The sequence below is a fragment of the Streptosporangium sp. NPDC051023 genome (assembly GCF_040689595.1).
In the GTDB taxonomy this organism is placed as follows: domain Bacteria; phylum Actinomycetota; class Actinomycetes; order Streptosporangiales; family Streptosporangiaceae; genus Streptosporangium.
In genome coordinates this window covers 1-18,507 of record NZ_JBFBCE010000007.1, presented here as the reverse complement: position 1 = coordinate 18,507, position 18,507 = coordinate 1, and the positions used below count along the sequence as shown (strand labels likewise).

The 18,507-nt window shown below is 69.7% G+C and carries 14 protein-coding genes; 9 read left to right on the top strand and 5 right to left on the bottom strand.

The window, feature by feature from the left end:
- Nucleotides 1-61: 61 nt before the first annotated feature.
- A complete protein-coding gene (locus tag AB0395_RS06365) occupies nucleotides 62-895 on the bottom strand; it encodes an alpha/beta hydrolase (RefSeq protein ID WP_366277613.1) in 834 nt (277 codons plus the stop codon).
- Nucleotides 892-1,800: an alpha/beta hydrolase gene (locus AB0395_RS06360; RefSeq protein ID WP_366277854.1), complete on the bottom strand. Its 909-nt coding sequence runs from the start codon at nucleotides 1,798-1,800 to the stop codon at nucleotides 892-894. Before AB0395_RS06360 ends, AB0395_RS06365 begins: the two co-directional genes overlap by 4 nt.
- Nucleotides 1,801-1,912: 112 nt before the next feature.
- Between AB0395_RS06360 and AB0395_RS06355 the strand changes: the two genes are divergently transcribed.
- Complete coding sequence (locus tag AB0395_RS06355) at nucleotides 1,913-4,642, top strand: AAA family ATPase (RefSeq protein ID WP_366277611.1); 2,730 nt, start codon at nucleotides 1,913-1,915, stop codon at nucleotides 4,640-4,642.
- 115 nt (nucleotides 4,643-4,757) lie between these two features.
- On the opposite strand, the gene AB0395_RS06350 is transcribed toward AB0395_RS06355, so the two are convergent.
- Both AB0395_RS06350 and AB0395_RS06345 read right to left on the bottom strand, forming a co-directional pair.
- Nucleotides 4,758-6,182, bottom strand: coding sequence for an MFS transporter (locus AB0395_RS06350; protein WP_366277609.1), 1,425 nt, complete (start codon nucleotides 6,180-6,182; stop codon nucleotides 4,758-4,760).
- Nucleotides 6,183-6,368: a hypothetical protein gene (locus AB0395_RS06345; RefSeq protein ID WP_366277608.1), complete on the bottom strand. Its 186-nt coding sequence runs from the start codon at nucleotides 6,366-6,368 to the stop codon at nucleotides 6,183-6,185.
- A 58-nt stretch (nucleotides 6,369-6,426) separates the two neighbouring features.
- On the opposite strand from AB0395_RS06345, the gene AB0395_RS06340 reads away from it, so the two are divergent.
- A complete protein-coding gene (locus tag AB0395_RS06340) occupies nucleotides 6,427-6,771 on the top strand; it encodes a MerR family transcriptional regulator (RefSeq protein WP_366277607.1) in 345 nt (114 codons plus the stop codon).
- A 112-nt stretch (nucleotides 6,772-6,883) separates the two neighbouring features.
- Here the strand turns inward: AB0395_RS06340 and AB0395_RS06335 are convergent, their stop codons facing one another.
- Nucleotides 6,884-8,140 (bottom strand): MFS transporter, encoded by a 1,257-nt coding sequence (locus AB0395_RS06335; RefSeq protein WP_366277605.1) that lies wholly within the window; start codon nucleotides 8,138-8,140, stop codon nucleotides 6,884-6,886.
- Between the two features lie 197 nt (nucleotides 8,141-8,337).
- Between AB0395_RS06335 and AB0395_RS06330 the strand changes: the two genes are divergently transcribed.
- The 7 genes from AB0395_RS06330 to AB0395_RS06300 all read left to right on the top strand — a co-directional run.
- A complete protein-coding gene (locus AB0395_RS06330; RefSeq protein WP_366277603.1) occupies nucleotides 8,338-8,760 on the top strand; it encodes a cobalamin-dependent protein in 423 nt (140 codons plus the stop codon).
- Nucleotides 8,757-10,049: a methylaspartate mutase gene (locus tag AB0395_RS06325; RefSeq protein ID WP_366277601.1), complete on the top strand. Its 1,293-nt coding sequence runs from the start codon at nucleotides 8,757-8,759 to the stop codon at nucleotides 10,047-10,049. The genes AB0395_RS06330 and AB0395_RS06325 overlap by 4 nt, the downstream gene beginning before the upstream one ends.
- Entirely contained in the window at nucleotides 10,046-11,059 is a 1,014-nt protein-coding gene (locus AB0395_RS06320) for an asparagine synthetase A (protein WP_366277600.1), read from the top strand. The genes AB0395_RS06325 and AB0395_RS06320 overlap by 4 nt, the downstream gene beginning before the upstream one ends.
- Complete coding sequence (locus tag AB0395_RS06315; RefSeq protein WP_366277598.1) at nucleotides 11,056-12,315, top strand: glutamate synthase-related protein; 1,260 nt, start codon at nucleotides 11,056-11,058, stop codon at nucleotides 12,313-12,315. Before AB0395_RS06320 ends, AB0395_RS06315 begins: the two co-directional genes overlap by 4 nt.
- The gene (locus AB0395_RS06310) at nucleotides 12,312-12,848 is read left to right on the top strand and encodes a flavin reductase family protein (RefSeq protein WP_366277596.1); all 537 of its coding nucleotides are present in this window, start codon (nucleotides 12,312-12,314) and stop codon (nucleotides 12,846-12,848) included. The genes AB0395_RS06315 and AB0395_RS06310 overlap by 4 nt, the downstream gene beginning before the upstream one ends.
- The gene (locus tag AB0395_RS06305; RefSeq protein ID WP_366277595.1) at nucleotides 12,845-14,356 is read left to right on the top strand and encodes a tryptophan halogenase family protein; all 1,512 of its coding nucleotides are present in this window, start codon (nucleotides 12,845-12,847) and stop codon (nucleotides 14,354-14,356) included. The genes AB0395_RS06310 and AB0395_RS06305 overlap by 4 nt, the downstream gene beginning before the upstream one ends.
- 54 nt (nucleotides 14,357-14,410) lie before the next feature.
- The coding region (locus AB0395_RS06300) for an amino acid adenylation domain-containing protein (RefSeq protein ID WP_366277593.1) at nucleotides 14,411-18,507 on the top strand (4,097 nt) is incomplete at its 3' end.

Genomic DNA, 18,507 nt, shown 5'->3' with positions numbered 1-18,507 from the left:
GCGATCCGCGTTCAATCCCGGTGTCCGGATGTGACCTTCTGGACCAGACTGTGGCTTTCGGTCAGATGAAGCGCCGGGTGAACGCGAGAGCGGTGTCGCAGACCTCGCGCCAGCCGCTGTCGATCGTCAGAGAGTGACCACGGCCGGGCATCTCGATGATCTCGGTGATGTGGTGCTCGTTGCGCGCCTGCTTGTTGTAGGAGGCGTTGGCGATGGCCCACGGGACGGTGTGGTCCTTCTCTCCGGAGATGATCAGCAGTGGGCCGCGGTCGGCGGTGGTGCTGTCGACCTTGGTTTCACTCCACGGGTTGAAGTTGGCCACGGCCGCCTGGAACAGCGGTGCGCCGGGAGCGGGGACGCAGAAGCCGTCGTACAGCTCGCGGGCCTCTTCCTCGCTGACGGCATTGGCGAAGGCGTAGCGGAACTGGTCGTAGGTCAGCGGCACCGCGCGGTGGATGTTGGCCGGATTGGTCAGCGCCGGAGCCGCCGCGCGCAGAGAGGAGAACGGGAGCGGCAGCACGCCCTGGAAGGGGGCCGGATCGATGGCGATGCTGACACAGGACAGGCCGCGTCCGGCGAGGATCTGGGTGAGCAGGCCGCCGAAGGAGTGGCCGACGATGACCGGCTTGCGCTCCAGCTTCCCGATCAGGCCGGTGAAGTGGTCGGCGACCTGGCCGACGGTCTTGTCGGCGAACACCTCCGGGTGCTCCTTGGCCTCGGCCACGGTGTGCGGGTCGTCGGGCCAGCCGGGGGTGACGGGCGCGAATCCGGCCTCGTCGAAGATCTGAGCCCACCGGTTCCAGCTGGAGGGTAGCAACCACAGGCCGTGAACGAAGACGACCGGGATCTTGCCGGTGGCGTTGGCGTGCTGGATGAGCTGCAGATCGTGGCTCATGACAGTGCTCCCTTCAGGAAGGCGACGGCCTGGTTGATGGCAGCCTCGGCGGCGTGGGTGCCGCGCAGCGCGTTGAGCATGACGAAGTCGTGGATGATGCCCTGGTAGCGGACCGCGATCACCGGCACCCCGGCCTCGCGGAGCTTGTCGGCGTACGCTTCGCCTTCGTCGCGCAGCACATCGGCCTCCGCCGTGATCACCAGGGCGGGTGGCAGTCCCTTGAGCTGCTCGGTGGTGGCGCGCAGCGGCGAGGCGGTGATCTCCGCTCGCTGGGCGGGGTCGGTCGTGTACTGGTCCCAGAACCACTGCATGCCGTCGCGGCGCAGGAAGTAGCCGGTGGCGAACTGATGGTAGGACGGGGTGTCGAAGCTCGCATCGGTCACCGGGTAGAACAGCACCTGCGCCGTGAGATGCTCCCGGGCGGTCAGCGCGAGCGCGGCGGCCATGTTGCCGCCGACCGAGTCTCCCGCGACGGCGATCCGCGACGGGTCCAGGTCGTGGGCGGTCCCCTCGCGCAGCACCCAGTCGAGCGCGGCCCGGTTCTCCTGGTTCGCGACCGGATAACGGGCTTCCGGCGAGCGGCTGTAGTTGACGAAGACGACGGCCGCGCCGGTGCCGGCGGCGAGTTCGCGGGCCAGTCGGCCGTGGGTGTGATCGTCACCGAACACCCATCCGGCGCCGTGGATGTAGAGAATCACCGGCAGGCGCCCGGAGGCATCGCCCGGTCGGAAGATCGTCAGGTTCCCTACCGTCTCACGGGTGGTGCCGGGAACCTCGGCCTCCGGTGACTGGGCCGCGTCGACGGCCTTACGGCCCTCCTCGACAGGGAGCTGGAACAAGTAGGGCGGGTTGGCGGTCGCATCGGCGAACGCCTGCGCCGCGCCCTCCAGGACGGGTTTGGTCATCATCGTGCTCCGGATCGTGGGAAATATCTTCCCTGGAACCATCCATCTGCGGCCAGGTCGGTCGAATCCTTGAAAAGCCCCAGTCAACGGAACGACCCCTTAGTCTTTGCCCATGGTTCTGTGCGGCAGACAGGCCGAAACCGCCGAGCTCGCCGGCTTACTGACCCGGGCCAGAACAGGCATGAGCGGGACGCTGGTCATCAGCGGACCGGCGGGCATCGGCAAAACCGCGCTGATCGAGCAGGCCGCCACGACCGCGGATGGCCTGTGGGTGAGCCGTATCGCGGGGGTGGAAGCCGAGCAAGAACTCGGATTCGCGGGCCTGCATCGCCTCCTGCTGCCGTTCCTTGGCCGTCGCGGGCGTCTGCCCGGACCGCAGCGCGATGCGTTGGAAACCGCGTTCGGCCTCCTGCACGCCCCTCCGCCCGATCGCTTCCTGGTCGGTCTCGCCGCTCTGACCCTGCTCGCGGAGGCCGCCGCGACCACTCCGGTGCTGGTGGTCTGCGACGACGCCCAGTGGATGGATCGCGAGTCACTGGAGGTGCTGGCCTTCGTCGCCCGCCGCCTGCATGCCGACAGGATCGTCATGCTGTTCGGCGTACGTGAGGGCGACCCAGCCCGGGCCAGCCTGGCCGGGTTGCCGGAACTCCGGCTGTCCGGCCTGTCCGATGACGAGGCCCTGGATCTGCTGCGAACATGCCTGGACACCGGCATCGACCGCGTGATCGCCGCCCGGCGCATAGCGGAGACCGATGGCAATCCGCTGGCGATCCTCGAACTGGGCCGGAGCCTGACCAGGGGAGAGGCCGTCGCCCCCGTGTTCGGCGAACCGCTGTCGCTGGACCGCAGGCTGAAGGAGCGGTTCCTACGCCAGGTCGAGGGCCTCGACACACTCACCCAGCAGCTTCTGCTGATCGCCGCCGCCGACGCCACCGGCGACCAGGTCCTGTTGAGGCAGGCGGCGGCGCGACTGTCGGGCGCCTCCCCGGCCGAGATCGACACCGCTCTCGAAAACGCCGAGCACGCCGACCTGCTGACGTCCGGCGCCCGCTTCCGCCATCCACTGATCCGCTCCGCTGTGTACGGCGGAGCCGCCTCCTCCCGGCGCAGGCAGGTCCACGCGGTGCTGGCCGAGGCGACCGATCAGGCGGGCGACGCGGATCGGTACGCCTGGCATCTGGCCGCCGCGGCGGACGGCCCCGATGAGGAGGTCGCGATCCAGCTGGAGGCCGGAGCCGCTCGTGCTCGCGAGCGCGGCGGTCACCTGGCGCAGGCGGCCTTCCTGCAGCGCGCCGCCGAGTTGACCCCGCCCGGTCCACAGCGCGACGGCAGACTGCTCGCGGCCTGTGCCGCAGCCTTGACGGCTGGCGCGCCGCATCGGGCGGAGGAACTGCTGGAACTGCTCACCCCGGATCTCGGCGTGGCCCTTCTCGACGCCCTCACGATGCGCCTGCGCGGCTTCCTCAACGTCATGCTGGGCCGGAAGGGCGCGGTGGGGCTCCTCCTCCGAGCGGCTCAGGCGCTGACCGAGCTGGATCCGCGCGCGGGGCACGACACCTTGCTTGAGGCCATGGACGCGGCGATCGTCGTGGCCAGGATCGGTCCGGGGATGAGCGCGAAGCAGGTGGCCGGAGCGGCGATGGCGGCGATGCCGGCCGTACCGGACGAGCCGACCGTCCCCGACCTGCTGCTGGCCGCCCACGCCACCCTCATCTCGGTCGGCTACGCCGAGGCGGTGCCGCTGATGAGGTGGGGAGTGCGCGCCATGCGGGCCGCCGACGAGCGGAGCGACGCGTCCCGCTGGTTCCTGCTGGGCGCGGTCCTGGCACTCGACCTGTGGGACATCGACGCCCTCGGTGCAAGTTCCCGGCGCTTCTCCACCGCTGCCCGCAGACAGGGAGCTCTGCGGATGCTCCAGGCCGGAGCGCACGGTTCCGCCACGCATGCCCTGTTCTGCGGTCGCTTCGCCGCCGCCGAGGCGCACTTCGCCGAGTTCATGGACGTCGCCGCCGCGATCGGCGCCGACCTGCGCTTCGCGGGGTCGAGTGATGTCATGCTGCACGCTTGGCGCGGCGATCGCGAACGGACCTTGGCCGCTGTGGAACTGCAGGCGGGCCCCGATGCCGAGCGGCCGGGCGGGCTGCAGGTGCAGTTCGCCAGGACCGCCCTGGTGCTGCTGGAGCTCGGTCACCGCCGCTACGCCCAGGCCCAGGCCGCCGCCGAGGTGATCTACGCCGGCGATCCGCCCCACTACGGCGGCGGCGTGCTGCCCGATCTGGTGGAGGCGGCCGTGCGCAACGACGACATCGAAGGCGCGGAGCGCGCCCTCTCGCGGTTGAGCGAGCGGGCGGAAGCGAGCGCCACCCCTTGGGCGCTGGGCGTGCTGGCCCGCAGCCGCGCCCTGGTCACGGGTGACGAACGGTTCTACGGTCGCGCGCACGAGCTCCTGGCCGCCACCCCACTCGCTCCAGAAAGGGCGCGCACCCACTTGCTCCACGGCGAGTGGCTTCGACGCCACCAACGCCGCGGTGAGGCCAGAGAGCACTTACGGGCCGCCCACGAACTGTTCGCCGGCATGGGAGCCGCCGCCTTCGCGGAACGAGCCCGTATCGAACTGGCCGCCACCGGCGAGCACGCCCGAACACGCGATAGCGGCACCCCGCGCGGCCTCACACCACAGGAACTACGCGTGGCGCGGCTGGCCGCGGCCGGCAGCACTAATCAGGAGATCGCCGCCGAACTGTTCATCAGCTCGAGCACCGTGGAATACCACCTGCGCAAGGTGTTCAGAAAGCTCGATGTGACGTCGCGGAGGCAGTTGAGGAGCACTCTGGGAACATGAGCCTGTTCCCAGTAGGGGAGTCGGGGACTTCCGATTTTCTGCGCTGTCACGGGCTGCGGGCCTGCCGGCGCCAGGGGGATGAGCGCGGCCGCGAGGGGGTCTTCGCTCGCCGTGGTCACCTCTGTCCGCGTCGCAGCTGCGCCAGCAGCGTCAGGACCGCGAACGCCAGGATGACCGCCACTCCCGGATAGAGCTCGGCCAGCCGCGTGCCGGGCACGATCGCCGCGGTGACGACCGCGAGGCCGCAGGCGCCGCCAACCTGCAGTGAGCTGTTGAGCAGCCCGGCGGCGAGTCCTTGCTCGTGGTCGGCCACCCCGCTGGTGCCGGCGACCATCAGCGCCGAGATGCTGAGCGCGAAGCCCAGGCCCCACAACAGCGATGCGGGCAACAACACCGTCCACAGGTCCGGATCAGGGCCGATGCGAAGCATCAACAGGTAACACGGAACGAATGACACGAGTCCGGCCAGCAGCACCCTGGTCACGCCGAACCTGGTCATCAGAGCCCCGAGTCTGGGCCCGATGACGACCACCATGAGTCCCGCGGGCAGCAGCACCAACGCCATCTGCCACGGCCGCCAACCGTTCAGGTTCTGCAGGTACAGGGCGAGCAGGAACTGAAAGCCCATGGCGCCGCCGTACAGAAGGGCAATGCTGACGTTGGCGGCCACCAAGCTCCGGTCGCGGAGTATGCCCAGCCGGATCAGCGGTTCCCGCACGGTGCGCTCGATCACGATGAAGGCGACGAGCGACAGCCCGGACAGGGCGAATCCGCCTATCGTCCGAGGCGACGTCCAGCCCGCATCCGCCGCGGAGGACACCGTGAAGACGAGCAGCAGCATCCCGGCGAGCAGGGTCGCGGCGCCGCCGATGTCGATCCGCGACCGCTCGGCGCGCGGCGGATCCGGCGGCAGGAAGCGCAACGCGGCCATCAGGATCAGTACGGCGATCGGGATCGGCAGAAAGAAGACGGCTCGCCAGTTCAGCGCCGCGAGCAGGCCCCCCACGAGCAGCCCGGAGGAGTATCCCGACGCTTCGAAGACGTTGAAGATCCCGAACGCCTTGTTCCGGTGCGGGCCTTCGGGAAAGGTCGTGGTCAGCACCGACATGGCCGCCGGTGCGGTGAAAGCCGCGGCCACGCCTTTGACGAAGCGTGAGACGATCAGCAGGACCGCGTCGTCGGCGAATGTGCCGAGCAGCGACACAAGCGCGAAAACGGCCATGGCGATCACCAGCACCCGCCGCCGGCCGAACAGGTCGGCGCATCGTCCGCCCAGTAACAGGAAACCGCCGAACGCCAGAATGTAGGCGCCCGCCAACCACTGCGCGGTGGCTGCGCCCATCCCGAACTCATGCTGGATTTCCGGAATCGCCACAGCGATCATCGAGACGTCGAGCCCGTCGAGCAGGATCACCCCGCTGCAGATGAGAAGCGCGATCCATGACCGCGCCGACCAGCCCAGGGGATCCTTCCGGACCGCCGGTGCCGCCAGGGCGTCGCCTCCCGGCCGCTCTTCACTCGGGGTCAGGCCGGTTGACATTTATCGCCACACTCCAGAGATCCGGACCGGGACGCGGCGATTTCCGCGTCCCGGCGCGATCGTCGATCGCGTGCGGGCGAGGTCATCGATGGTCATGCCGAAGTCGTCGGCGCCGCTGCCACCACCGTGCGCGAGCGGCGGCCTGGCGCCGGTACCGCGGACGATGTGCACGAAATGTTTGCTCACGGCGCGACGTTAGGGCTTCACATCGGTTGGAAGGTCAACCTCGGGCAGGACGGGTCACATGCTGATCGGGGAGTTGTCCCGGCGTACCGGAGTCAGTTCGCGGCTGCTGCGGTACTACGGGGCGCAGGGATTGCTTGACTCCAGGCGTGATTCGAACGGCTACCGCAGCTACGACGAGGACTCGGTGATCACCGTGCGGAAGGTTCGCGCCTTGCTGAACGCGGGCCTGTCCACCGAGGTGATCCGGGTGGTGTTGCCGTGCACCCGGGGCGATCAGCCGGAATTCGACTGGTGCGCGGACCTGCGGGCCATCATGGACCGGGAGTTGGCGGTCATGGACCAGCGTATCGACGGCCTTCAACGTAGCCGCGGCACCCTCGCCGGCTACCTGGCGCAGACCTGAGCCGTCACAGGGACGGACAACACCGTCCTGACCTGCCAGGGCCTGTGGCAGGACTGAGACCGTGAAGAGGCGGTGGAGCAGGTCAAGCGGAGTACGATCTCGTGCCCCGGGTTCAGGAGACGGCGTCCAGCGCCGTCCGGGCCGGCAGGGACCGGTCCTTCCGTATCGGTCCCGCCAGCAGGATGAAACTGCTCGCGACGGCGAGTGAGGTGACCACCCACATGGTCGTCCTGAGCCCGGTGAGCTCCGCGAGGAGGCCGCCCATCAGCGCCCCCAACGGCAGTGTGCTGAAGTTCACGAAATGCAGGCTGGCCGAGACGCGTCCCAGCAGCTGCGGGGGACAGTACGACTGGGTGAAGCTGCCGATGAGCACGTTGCTGGCGACGATGGCGACGCTGACCGTCAGGCCGCCGACCATCAGGTAGAGCAGGCCGAGGCCCGGGGTGGTCAGCGGGATGAGCAGTGCGAGGGGGGTGGCGCAGAGTTCGAGGAGCAGGATGGTCCTGGCCGAGCCGACGCGGTCGGCGAGCCTGGTGACGACGAGCGCGCCGAAGACGCCGCCGACGCCCGCGGCGCCGACGACCACGCCGACCACACCCTGGGACAGGCCGACGGTGCGGACCAGGAACACGATGAGAATGGCCTGCAGGGCGCTGGCGGCGAGGTTCGACGCCCCGGCGTGAACGGTGAACACGCGCAGGTAGGGATCACCGAGCACGAAGCGCAGGCCGGTCGCTATCTCGGCGCGGAATGTCGTTTCGCGTTTTTCGCGGGCGAATAAATGATGTTCTTCGGCGCGAATCCCGCGTAGGCAGAGCGCCGAGATCAGAAAGGTCGCCGCGTCGATGAGAAGGCCGGTCACGGCGCCGAACAATTGCGCGACAAGGCCGCCGGCCGCAGGGCCGAGGATTTGCGCCCCGGCTTCTGTCCCCTGCAGTTTCGCGTTCGCCCCCGGCAGCCGGTCTTTGGGCACGATGTTCGGCAGGAAGGCCTGGCTCGCCGTTGAGAAGAAGACGGCGACCGTGCCCAGGAGAAGAGCGACGGCGATCAGGTGCGCGATGGTCAGCAGGCCCGCCCAGGCCGCGAGCGGCACCGTGGCGAGGGTGAACGCCGAGATGAGATCGCACACGAGCATGGTCCTGCGCCTGGGCAGGCGATCGACCCACACTCCTGCGGGCAGGCCGATGAGCAGCCATGGCAGCCACACGGACGCCTCGATCACGGTCACGAGGAACGTGCCGGTGTTGAGCACGGTGATCGCGGCCAGCGGCATGACGACGGTGGTGATGGCGGTGCCGAACTTGCTGGCGCCCTGGCCGAACCAGAGAAGTGGGAAGTAGCGCGCGGCCTCTGCCTGATCAGACTCCATTACCCCGTCCCATGGCGGCGTCGATTTCGCTCATCGTGTCATAAACACCGGGACTTCCCGAGCCTCACGGGTAACTGCCTGAATTCTGCCGCATGAAACTGCCTACCACGCCAAGCGGCTGGAAGTAGCGTCTGAGCCTGCTCAGAGTAAAACCTGAATTACCAGGGGAGGCTCACATCGGGCGAGCGATTGGTTCATTGCGGCTCAATGTCTTGCTGACCGGCACATCATCTGATTCGCACACCTGGAACTTGGTTTACATGCAGCTTCTTATCGAGGAGTCGGGCCACGAGGTGCGTAATCTGGGGCCCTGCGTGCCTGATGACCTCCTGGTGCGTACGGCGGTCGGCACGCCCACCGACCTGATCGTCATGAGCACGGTCAACGGTCACGGCCTGACGGACGGGGCCAGGGTGGTACGGCTGCTCCGCGGGGAGCCCGCGCTGCGGGACGTCCCCATCGTGATCGGCGGCAAGCTCGGAGTCGCGGGCGACAGCGGCCCCGAGGGGGTCCAGGCGCTGCTCGAGGCCGGATTCACCGCGGTGTTCGGGGACGACGAGGTGGACGTGGCGCTCTTTGGAGCGTACATCGACTCCGTGGCGGCTCGGGTGAGCCGATGAGCGCGCGGGCGTTCGGACGGTTCGTCGCGGACGCGAGGGCGGCCGGCCGGTTGGTGGTGCAGCCCCGGATGGGGTTCGGCAGCCCCGAGCGCATGCGGGCCGGGCTGACCGCGACGAAACGGGCCTCGGCCACCACGGTGGGCACGATCACGCTGGACAGTTACACGAGACTGGGCGACCACGGCGCGGCCGGGCGCGCGCTGGCGGCCGGTGCAGACCTCAACGGGTATCCCATCGTGGCCCATGACACGGGCACGACCGGGGCGATGCTCGCCGGGATAGTCGACGAGACGTTCCCCGTCCAGGTCAGGCACGGTTCGCCCGCCCCCGAGCTGATCTTCAGGAGGCTGTGCGACCTCGGGCTGACCGCGTCGGAGGGGGGACCGGTCTCCTACTGCCTGCCGTACGGCCGCGTGCCGCTCGCGGAGTCGAGGCGGAGCTGGCAGCGCTGCTGTGAGCTGCTCGCGAGCGCGCGTGAGTCCGGTCAGGAGCCGCACCTGGAGACGTTCGGGGGCTGCATGCTCGGACAGCTCTGCCCGCCGGGACTGCTCGTCGCGGTCAGCCTGCTTGAGGGGATGTTCTTCCGGCAGAACGGCCTGCGCAGCGTCTCGCTGAGCTATGCGCAGCAGGTCAGCCAGGGGCAGGACGAGGAGGCGCTGCACGCCCTGCGGCGGCTCGCGGCCAGGTTCCTGCCGGATGTGGACTGGCATGTCGTGCTGTATGCGTACATGGGGGTTTATCCCAGAACTGTCGCCGGGGCTGCCGCGTTGCTCGCCGAGGCCGCGAGACTCGCGGTCAGGGCGGGTGCCGAACGGCTGATCGTGAAGACCGCCGCAGAGTCGGCGCGAATCCCGACGATCACGGAGAACGTCGCGGCCCTCGAACACGCGGCCAGGGAGGCCGCCGCGGAGGGAAAGGGCTCGGAGGAGGTCACGGAAACCGGCATCCACGCCGAGGCCCTGGCCATCGTCGAGGCCGTCCTCGGTCTCGACGGCGATGTCGGGAAGGCGATGGAGCAGGCCTTCCACAAGGGCTACCTCGACATTCCGTACTGCCTGCATCCGGACAACGCCGGACAGGCCAGCAGCTACCTCGACAGCGACGACCGGCTGCAGTGGCGCGACACCGGCAGGCTGCCCGTGGCCGTGCCGCGTCATGACTCCGGCGGGCACCTGGGAGCCGCCGAACTACTCGACTGCCTGAGCCGGGTGCGCAGGAGATTCGACGGATTCGATCAGGAGCCGGTCGAGGCGCCCGGGGCCGGGGCCGGATGGGAGGTACGGCGGTGACCACAGAGAGATCCGGCGGAGACCAGGGAGAAGCCCGGCTTCCGGGCCCCCTGCGCGAACACCTGTCGTCCCCCGGCACGCGTGCGGCGCTGCGGGTGCGCCAGGGCGTCCTGGCCGCGGTCCGCGAGTTCCTGGCCGCGAGGGACTTCGTCGAGCTGCAGGCCCCGATCATCGGGCCGGTGACCGATCCGGGGGTGCGCGGGGCCAAACAGGTGGACATCGACTACTACGGCCAGCGATTCAAGCTGATGTCCAGCGCCATCCTGTACAAACAGGCGTCCCTGCTCACTTTCGACCGAATCTTCTGCGTCGCGCCGAACGTCCGGCTCGAACCTCCGGAGACGGCGTCGACGGGACGGCATCTGGTGGAGTTCCACCAGATCGACGTCGAGGTGGCCGAGGCCTCGCGCGAGGACGCGATGGAGCTCGCGCAGGCGCTGGTCGTGCACGTGATCGGAACCGTCATGCGGACCGTGGCCGGGGACCTGGAGACGCTGGGACGCGACACGGGCGCGTTCACCGAACTGCTCGAGCAGCCGTTCGACCGGATCACCCACGCCGAGGCGATCGCCGAGCTCGCCGCCATGGGGCACGCGCAGAGCCGCGACTCCGAGATCACCTGGTCGGGCGAGCGGGTGCTGTCGCACAAGGCGAGCCGCCCGTTCTTCGTCGTCGACTACCCCAAGGGGTCACGGGGCTTCTACGACAGGGAGAGCCGCACCCGGAGCGGGGTGCTGCGCAACTTCGACCTCATCGCCCCCGAAGGATATGGCGAGCTGTCCAGCGGCAGCGAGCGGGAGTTCGAGTACGCCACGCTGGTGACCCGGATGCGGGAGACCGGCGAGAACCCGGCGAAGTACACCTGGTACCTGGACCTGGCCAGGGAGGGAATCAGGCCGAGCGCGGGGTTCGGTCTCGGTCTCGAACGGCTCACCCGCTACATCACGGGCCTGAGCCACGTGTGGCAGACCACCGCCTACCCGAAGCTGGCCGGGGTGATCTCGCCGTGAGCGGTCTGCGTGCCCCCGGCTTCCCCGAGGAGGAGATCCGGGCCAGGGCCAGGAACGGCGCCGCGGGCGCCTTCCCGCCGGGCGCCGACTACGGGCACACGGTCTTCGGCGCCGCGCCCGCCCCGCCCGTCGCGTCGTCCGATCCGCTCGACAACGCCCGCCTGGCGCCGCCGATCTTCATGCCCGAGCGCCTGGCGAAGCTGGTCGAACTCGGCAGGGAGCCGACGTACGGCGATGTCGTGCTGGACACCGTGATCGGCGGGCTGCCCTCGCCGCTGCCGGTTTTCGTCTCCGCGCTCGGCTCGACCGAGGTGGCCAGCTCAGAGCTCGGCCTGGCCACGATCAGACAGGCGGCCCGTCTCGGCCTGCCGCTGGTCGTCGGCGAGAACGTCGGCTCGGTCAACGGATGCCGCCCCACCGGCCCCGGCCCCGCCCCCGCGGCGACCCTGCTGCCCAGGATCGAGGCCTACGTCGCGGAGCTGCGCGGCAAGCACGGCGGAGTGGTCGTCCAGCAGAACACCGAGGACGCCGACTCCGAGGTGTGGAACCTCCTCTACAGCGACCCCGCGACGCAGGACCTGCTCGTCTCCGGCCGGATGGCGTTCGAGCTGAAGACGGGCCAGGGCGCCAAACCGGGGCTCGGCGGCATGACCGTGCTGGACGCGGCCGACGCGGCCCGGGTGGCCGGCCGCTACGTCATCGACACCGCCCTGGGCACAGGCGCCGCCCTGCTGCGGAGCAGCAGCCCCGGCACGTTCACCGAGGAGATCCTGCGCCAGCAGATCCGCCTGATGCGCAACAACTACCCGCGCGCGCGAGTGTGGGTGAAGCTGCCCCCGGTGCGGGACGTGCGGGACGCGGCGATGACGGCGTGGTCGGCGGGTGCCGACGCGGTGACCGTCGACGGCGCGGAGGCGGGCACGGGATGGGCGCCGCTCTCCTTCCTGCAGCACGTCGGCCTGCCACTGGGCGAGTGCCTGGCGCGGATCGGGCCGCACTCGTCGTGCGTGCTGGCCTCGGGCCGGATGTGGGAGGGGAGCAGGGCGGTGAAGTGCCTCGCCCTGGGAGCGACCGCGGTGGGGCTGGGCAGGGCCGCGTTGCTCGCCGTCGACGAGGCGCCACAGGACGGCCTGGTCAACCTGGTCGAGTGCCTGGCCCTTGAGATGCGGCTGCTGATCAGCGCACTGGGCAAGTACGCGCCGGGCCGCCTCGGGCTCGAGGACGTGTGGGCGACCGCGGGATCGGGGGCGACATGACGCACGCATCCGGCGGAGGCACGGACGTCGACCTCCGTCCCTTCATGACCGAGTTCCCGACCGGCGTCGCGATCGTCACCGCGCTCGCCGCGCACGGGCGGCCCTGGGGCATGACGTGCACCTCCCTGTGCAGCGTCACCCTGTCCCCGCCCACCCTGATCGTCTGCCTGCGGGAGGGCAGCCCGACACTGGCCGCGGTGCTCAGCGCGGGCACGTTCGCGGTCAACCTGCTGCACCGCGACGCCAGGTCGACCGCAGAGCTGTTCGCCTCGGGCGTGCCCGACCGGTTCGCCAGGGTGGACTGGGCCCTGCCGACCGGATGCGGCGGCCCGCACCTGCCACTGGCCACGCACATGGTCGCCGACTGCGAACTGGCCGACAGGCAGGCGATAGGCGACCACATCGTGGTGCTCGGCAAGGTCTCCTGCATCACCCGCACCCTGGAGATCGCCCCGCTGCTGTACGGCCAGCGCCGGTACGCCTCATGGCTGGACCAGCCGTCGTCCTCGTCAGGATTTGGAGATTCGCAATGATCCGCAACGTTGTCATCGTCGGCGGCGGGACGGCCGGCTGGATGACGGCCACCTACCTCAACCAGGCGTTCGGCGACTCGCTGTCGGTGACGGTCGTCGAGTCACCGCAGATCCCCACGATCGGCGTCGGCGAGGCGACGTTCAGCACGATCCGCCACTTCTTCTCCTACATCGGGGTCGAGGAGCGCGAATGGATGCCGCACTGCTCGGCCAGCTACAAGCTGGCCATCAGGTTCGAGAACTGGCGAGCGCCCGGCACGCACTTCTACCACCCGTTCGAGCGGCTGCCCGTCTGCGGCGACTTCGACCTCGCCGACTGGTGGCTGCACCTGGACGGCAAGGTCGACGAGTTCAGCCAGCGCTGCCTGGTCATCCCGGCGGTCTGCGACGCGCGGCGCTCACCACGCCGCCTCGACGGGTCGCTGCTCACCGGGACGACGGGCGAGGCCTCCCAGTTCCCCTACGCCTACCACTTCGACGCCGCGCGGCTGGCCCTGTTCCTGACCGGCCTCGGGACCGGCAGGGGCGTCAACCACGTGCGGGACCACGTGGTGGAGATCAGGCAGGACGAGCGGGGCTGGATCAGCCATCTGGTGACCAAGGAGCACGGTGAGGTCCACGGCGACCTGTTCGTGGACTGCACCGGTTTCCGCGGGATGCTGATCAACGGTGTGCTCGGCGAGGAGTTCCTGTCCTTCGAGGACATGCTGCCGAACAACCGCGCCGTCGCGCTCAGGGTGCCGCGGGACACCGCCACGCACGGCATCGCCCCGTACACCACGGCGACCGCGATGGACTCCGGGTGGATCTGGACGATTCCCCTGTTCGACCGCATAGGCACCGGATACGTCTACTCGGATGAGTTCTGCTCGCCGGAGACGGCGGAGGCCACCCTGCGGGCCTTCGCCGCGCCGGACCGGCCCGAGCTTGAGGCGAACCACATCAGGATGCGGATCGGCCGCAACCGCAGGTCCTGGGTGCGTAACTGCGTGGCCATCGGGCTGTCCAGCGGCTTCGTCGAGCCGCTCGAGTCGACGGGGATCTTCTTCATCCAGCACGGCGTCGAGCGGCTCATCAGGAGCTTCCCCGACGAGACCTGGGACCAGGGGATCATCGACTCCTACAACGACAGCGTCGCCGAGGTGATGGACGGCGTCCGGGAGTTCCTGACGCTGCACTACCGGGCCGCGAGCAGGGACGACACGCCCTACTGGAAGGCGACCAAGACGCGGGCGCTGCCGCCCGGCCTGCAACAGCGGCTCGAACGGTGGCGGTCTGCGCTGCCCGACGCCACGAGCGTCTACCCGCACTTCCACGGGTTCGAGCCGTACTCGTGGCGGATCATGCTGATCGGCCTCGGCGCCCAACCGGTCAGGCCGCTTCCCGCCCTGGCGCACGCCGACGCCTCCGCCGCCCTCGCGACCCTGGAGGCCGTCCCCGGGCGGGTCGAGCGCCTGATCGAGGAGCTCCCCAGCTGTTACGCCTACCTCGAACAGCTCAACCACTGACCGTTACCTCATACCTCAAGCAGCTCACCACTGACCGGACGGATGGAGTACGAAATGACGCGCCTTCCGCTGTCGACCGCGCAATGGGGGATCTGGTTCGCCGGTCAGCTGGGTTCGTCGAACGAGCTGATGAACTGGGGCGAGTATCTGGAGATCCACGGGCGCATCGACCCCGCCCTGTTCGAATCGGCGTTGCGACGGGCGGTGCGGGAGACGGACGCGCTGAACGTGCGGTTCGGCGTCGACGAGAACGGCGAGCCGTACCAGACGGTCGTTCCTGACCGCCCGCTGCCCTTCGCGACCGTCGACCTGAGCGACCGGCGGGACCCGCTCGCGACGGCCGAGGAGTGGATGCGCGCCGACATGGAATGCGCGGTCGACATCGGCAGGGACGTCCTGTTCAACGAGGTGCTCTTCAAGGTCGCCGATGATCGTTACCTCTGGTACTGGCGCATGCACCACCTGATCATGGACGGGTTCGGCCACTCGCTGTTCGTCCGGCGGGTCGCCGAGCTGTACACGGCCATGGAACGTGACGAGCAGGCCGTGTACAGCTCGGCGACCCCGTTCGGGACGCTGACAGAGCTGCTGGAGGAGGAACTCGGCTACCTGGAGTCCGACGAGATCGTCAGGGACCGCGACTTCTGGCGCGAGCGGCTGGCCGGGCACCCCGTCCCCGTCACACTCGGGCGTCCCTCGACGGAGGGCACGACCAGGATCCTGCGCAACACCCACCACCTGCCGGAAGCCGACCTCGACAGGATGATCGCCCTGGCGCGGGAACTGGGCGTGAAGTGGTCCCGGCTCCTCGTCGCGGCCATGGCGGCGTACCTGCATCGCGTCACGGGGACCGAGGACGTGGTGATGAGCCTGCCGGTGACCGGTCGCGCCACCGCGACGGCGCTGACCGTGCCGTGCATGATGTCCAAGGTCGTGCCGTTCCGGGTCACCGTACGGCCGGAGCTGAGCCTGCGGGAGCTGGTCTCGCGGGTGGGAGACGAGGTCCGCGACGTGCTGGAGCACCAGCGCTACCGCGTCGAGGACCTGCGCAGGAACCTGTCGCTGCCGGGCGGCAGGACGATGTTCTTCGGCGCCCTGATCAACATCATGCGGTTCAGGCAGAACACACGGTTCGGTGAGCGGGAGACCACCCTCCACCACTTCATGAGCGGACGCGTCGAGGATGTGCAGGTCGTGGTGGACGGCAGGACCGGCGACGACGGGCTCCGGGTCGACTTCGACGCCAGCCCCGACGCGTGCGACGCCGATGAGTTCGCCGCGCAGGAACGCAACTTCCTGACCTTCCTGCGCTCGCTCGTGCACTCGCCCGCCGACCGGCGGATCGGCGACATCGACCTGCTCACCACCGCGGAGCGGCGGCACATGCTCGGCCTGGGCGAGGGCGCCCCCGGGCATCCGGCCGACGAGGGCGTCCACACGCTGTTCGAACGGCAGGCGTACGCGACCCCGGACGCCGTAGCCCTGGTCTCGGGAGAACGGCGGGTCAGCTACTCGGAACTGGACGCCCTGGCCGGTCGCCTCGCCCTGGCTTTGACGGAGGCGGGGGTCCGGCCGGGGACGGTGGTCGGCGTGCACCTGGAACGCGGCGTCGGCCTGATCGCCGCGCTGCTCGGCGTGCTGAAGACCGGAGCGGCCTACACCCTGCTCGACCCGGCCTTCCCCGCGGAGCGGCTGTCGCTCGTCCTCCGCGACGTCTCCGCCGACGTCGTCGTCACCACCAGGGAACTCAGGAACGGCACGGCTCTCGACGCCACGCCGCTGTTCGCCGACGACGCCTTGGACATGCCGCCCGTCGCGGGCCCCGGCGTCGCCGTCCGCCCCGACGACGTGGCGTGCGTCATGTTCACCTCGGGCTCGACCGGCAGGCCGAAGGGGGTGGCCGCGCCGCACAGGGCACTGGCCACAACGTTCCTCGGCCAGGAGTACGTGGACTTCGGCCCCGGCCAGGTGTGGTTGCAGTCGTCGCCGGTCTCGTGGGACGCGTTCGCGCTCGAGGTGTTCGGCGCGCTGCTGCACGGCGGGACCTGCGTGCTGCCGCAGGGGCGGCGGACCGACCTGGCCGAGATCGCGGCCATGGTCGCCGGGCACGGCGTGACCGTGCTGCAACTGTCGGCGGGCCTGTTCAACGCGCTGCTCGACGAACGGCCCGAGGTGTTCGGCTCGCTGCGCATCGCGATGACCGCGGGCGATGTCGCGTCGGTCGCGCACGTCCGCAGGGCGCTCAGGGACTTTCCCGGCCTGGTCCTGCTCAACGGCTACGGTCCCGTGGAGAGCATGGGGTTCACCACGTACTACCGGATCACCGATGCCGACAGGGGACGCCCGTCCATCTCGGTCGGCGGACCGCTGGCGGGCAAGAGCGCCCTGGTGCTGGACGGGAACCTGGGTGTCGTCCCCATCGGGGTCGTGGGCGAGCTGTACGTGGCGGGTGGCGGTCTGGCGCACGGATACGTTCGCCGTCCCGGGATGAGCGCGGGACGGTTCGTGGCCAACCCGTACGGCGCGGCAGGTTCACGCATGTACCGGACCGGGGATCTGGCGCGGTGGCGGCCCGACGGGGTGCTCGAGTTCGTCGGCCGGGCCGACGACCAGGTCAAGGTGCGCGGCTTCCGGGTCGAACTCGGCGAGGTCGAGACCGCGCTGCGGAACGTGCCAGGAGTGGTCGACACCGCCGTCACGGTCGGCACCGACACGTCGGGCGGCCATCGCCTCGTGGGGTATCTGGTCGGTGAGGCGGAGACAGAGGCGGTGCGGGCCGCGGTGGCCGCGGTGTTGCCGGAGTACATGGTGCCGTCGGTGTTCGTGATCCTGGAGGCGTTGCCGTTGACGCCGAACGGCAAGCTGGACCGGCGGGCGCTTCCGGCGCCGGTCTTCGAGAGAGAGGTCGGGGGCCGGGGGCCGCGTACTCCGCGGGAGGAGATCCTGTGTGGGTTGTTCGCCGAGGTGCTGGGTGTGGCGCGGGTGGGGATCGACGACGGCTTCTTCGATCTGGGTGGGCATTCGCTGCTGGCGACGCGGCTGATCTCGCGGATTCGTTCGTCGCTGGGTGTCGAGCTCAGTGTGCGGGAGCTGTTCCAGTCGCCGACCGTCGCCGGGATCGCGGCCGCCGCCGGTCTCGACCAGGCCCGGCACACGCGGCTGCACGCGGCTGTCCGGCCTGAGCTGGTGCCGTTGTCGTTCGCGCAGCGGCGGTTGTGGTTCCTGCATGAGTGGGAGGGGCCGAGCGCGACCTACAACGTGCCGATGAGTCTGCGGTTGCGTGGTGTTCTCGATGCCGGGGCGCTGGGTGCGGCGGTCGGTGATGTGGTGGCCAGGCACGAGAGTCTGCGGACGGTTTTCCCCGCGGTTGACGGGTTGCCGTATCAGCGGGTGGTCGAGGACGGTCCGGTGCTCGAGGTGGCCGATGTTACCGAGGAGGGGCTGGGGGAGGCGTTGTCGGAGGCGGCGCACCGGCCGTTCGACCTGGCCAGCGAGCTGCCGATCCGGGGACGGCTGCTGCGGATCAGCCCGGTGGAACACGTACTGGTCATCGTGATGCACCACATCACCTCCGACGGCTGGTCGACGGGAGTTCTCCTCCGCGACCTGTCCCAGGCCTACGCCGCCCGCTGCGCGGGGCGGGCGCCCGTGTGGTCGCCGTTGCCGGTGCAGTACGCCGACTACGCGCTGTGGCAGCGTGACCTGCTGGGGGATGAGCGGGACGCGGGGAGTCTGGCGGCCCAGCAGCTCGCCTATTGGTCGGCGGCCCTGGACGGCATTCCCGACCAGCTCGAACTGCCTGTCGACCGGCCCCGACCGGCGCGCGCCGGATACGACGGCGCCCATCTGTCGTTCGCCATCTCGCCGGAGTTGCACGAGGGGCTTCTGGTCCTGGCCCGACAGACGCAGGCGACGTTGTTCATGGTGGTGCAGGCCGCTGTGGCCGCGTTGCTGTCCCGGCTGGGGGCGGGGACCGACATCCCGATCGGCACGCCGATCGCCGGGCGCACCGACGACGCGCTGGATGATCTGGTCGGGTTCTTCGTCAACACGCTTGTGCTGCGCACCGATGTTTCGGGCCGTCCGTCCTTCCGGGAGTTGATCGGCCGGGTGCGGGCCACGGATCTGGCCGCCTACGAGCATCAGGATCT

What these genes read in the sequence shown, in the direction of transcription:
- AB0395_RS06305 (WP_366277595.1), top strand. Translation starts at nt 12,845, where the DNA reads ATGATCCGCAACGTTGTCATCGTCGGCGGCGGGACGGCCGGCTGGATG.
- AB0395_RS06340 (WP_366277607.1), top strand. Translation starts at nt 6,427, where the DNA reads ATGCTGATCGGGGAGTTGTCCCGGCGTACCGGAGTCAGTTCGCGGCTG.
- AB0395_RS06310 (WP_366277596.1), top strand. Translation starts at nt 12,312, where the DNA reads ATGACGCACGCATCCGGCGGAGGCACGGACGTCGACCTCCGTCCCTTC.
- AB0395_RS06355 (WP_366277611.1), top strand. Translation starts at nt 1,913, where the DNA reads ATGGTTCTGTGCGGCAGACAGGCCGAAACCGCCGAGCTCGCCGGCTTA.
- AB0395_RS06350 (WP_366277609.1), bottom strand. Translation starts at nt 6,182, where the DNA reads ATGTCAACCGGCCTGACCCCGAGTGAAGAGCGGCCGGGAGGCGACGCC.
- AB0395_RS06335 (WP_366277605.1), bottom strand. Translation starts at nt 8,140, where the DNA reads ATGGAGTCTGATCAGGCAGAGGCCGCGCGCTACTTCCCACTTCTCTGG.
- AB0395_RS06325 (WP_366277601.1), top strand. Translation starts at nt 8,757, where the DNA reads ATGAGCGCGCGGGCGTTCGGACGGTTCGTCGCGGACGCGAGGGCGGCC.
- AB0395_RS06360 (WP_366277854.1), bottom strand. Translation starts at nt 1,800, where the DNA reads ATGACCAAACCCGTCCTGGAGGGCGCGGCGCAGGCGTTCGCCGATGCG.
- AB0395_RS06365 (WP_366277613.1), bottom strand. Translation starts at nt 895, where the DNA reads ATGAGCCACGATCTGCAGCTCATCCAGCACGCCAACGCCACCGGCAAG.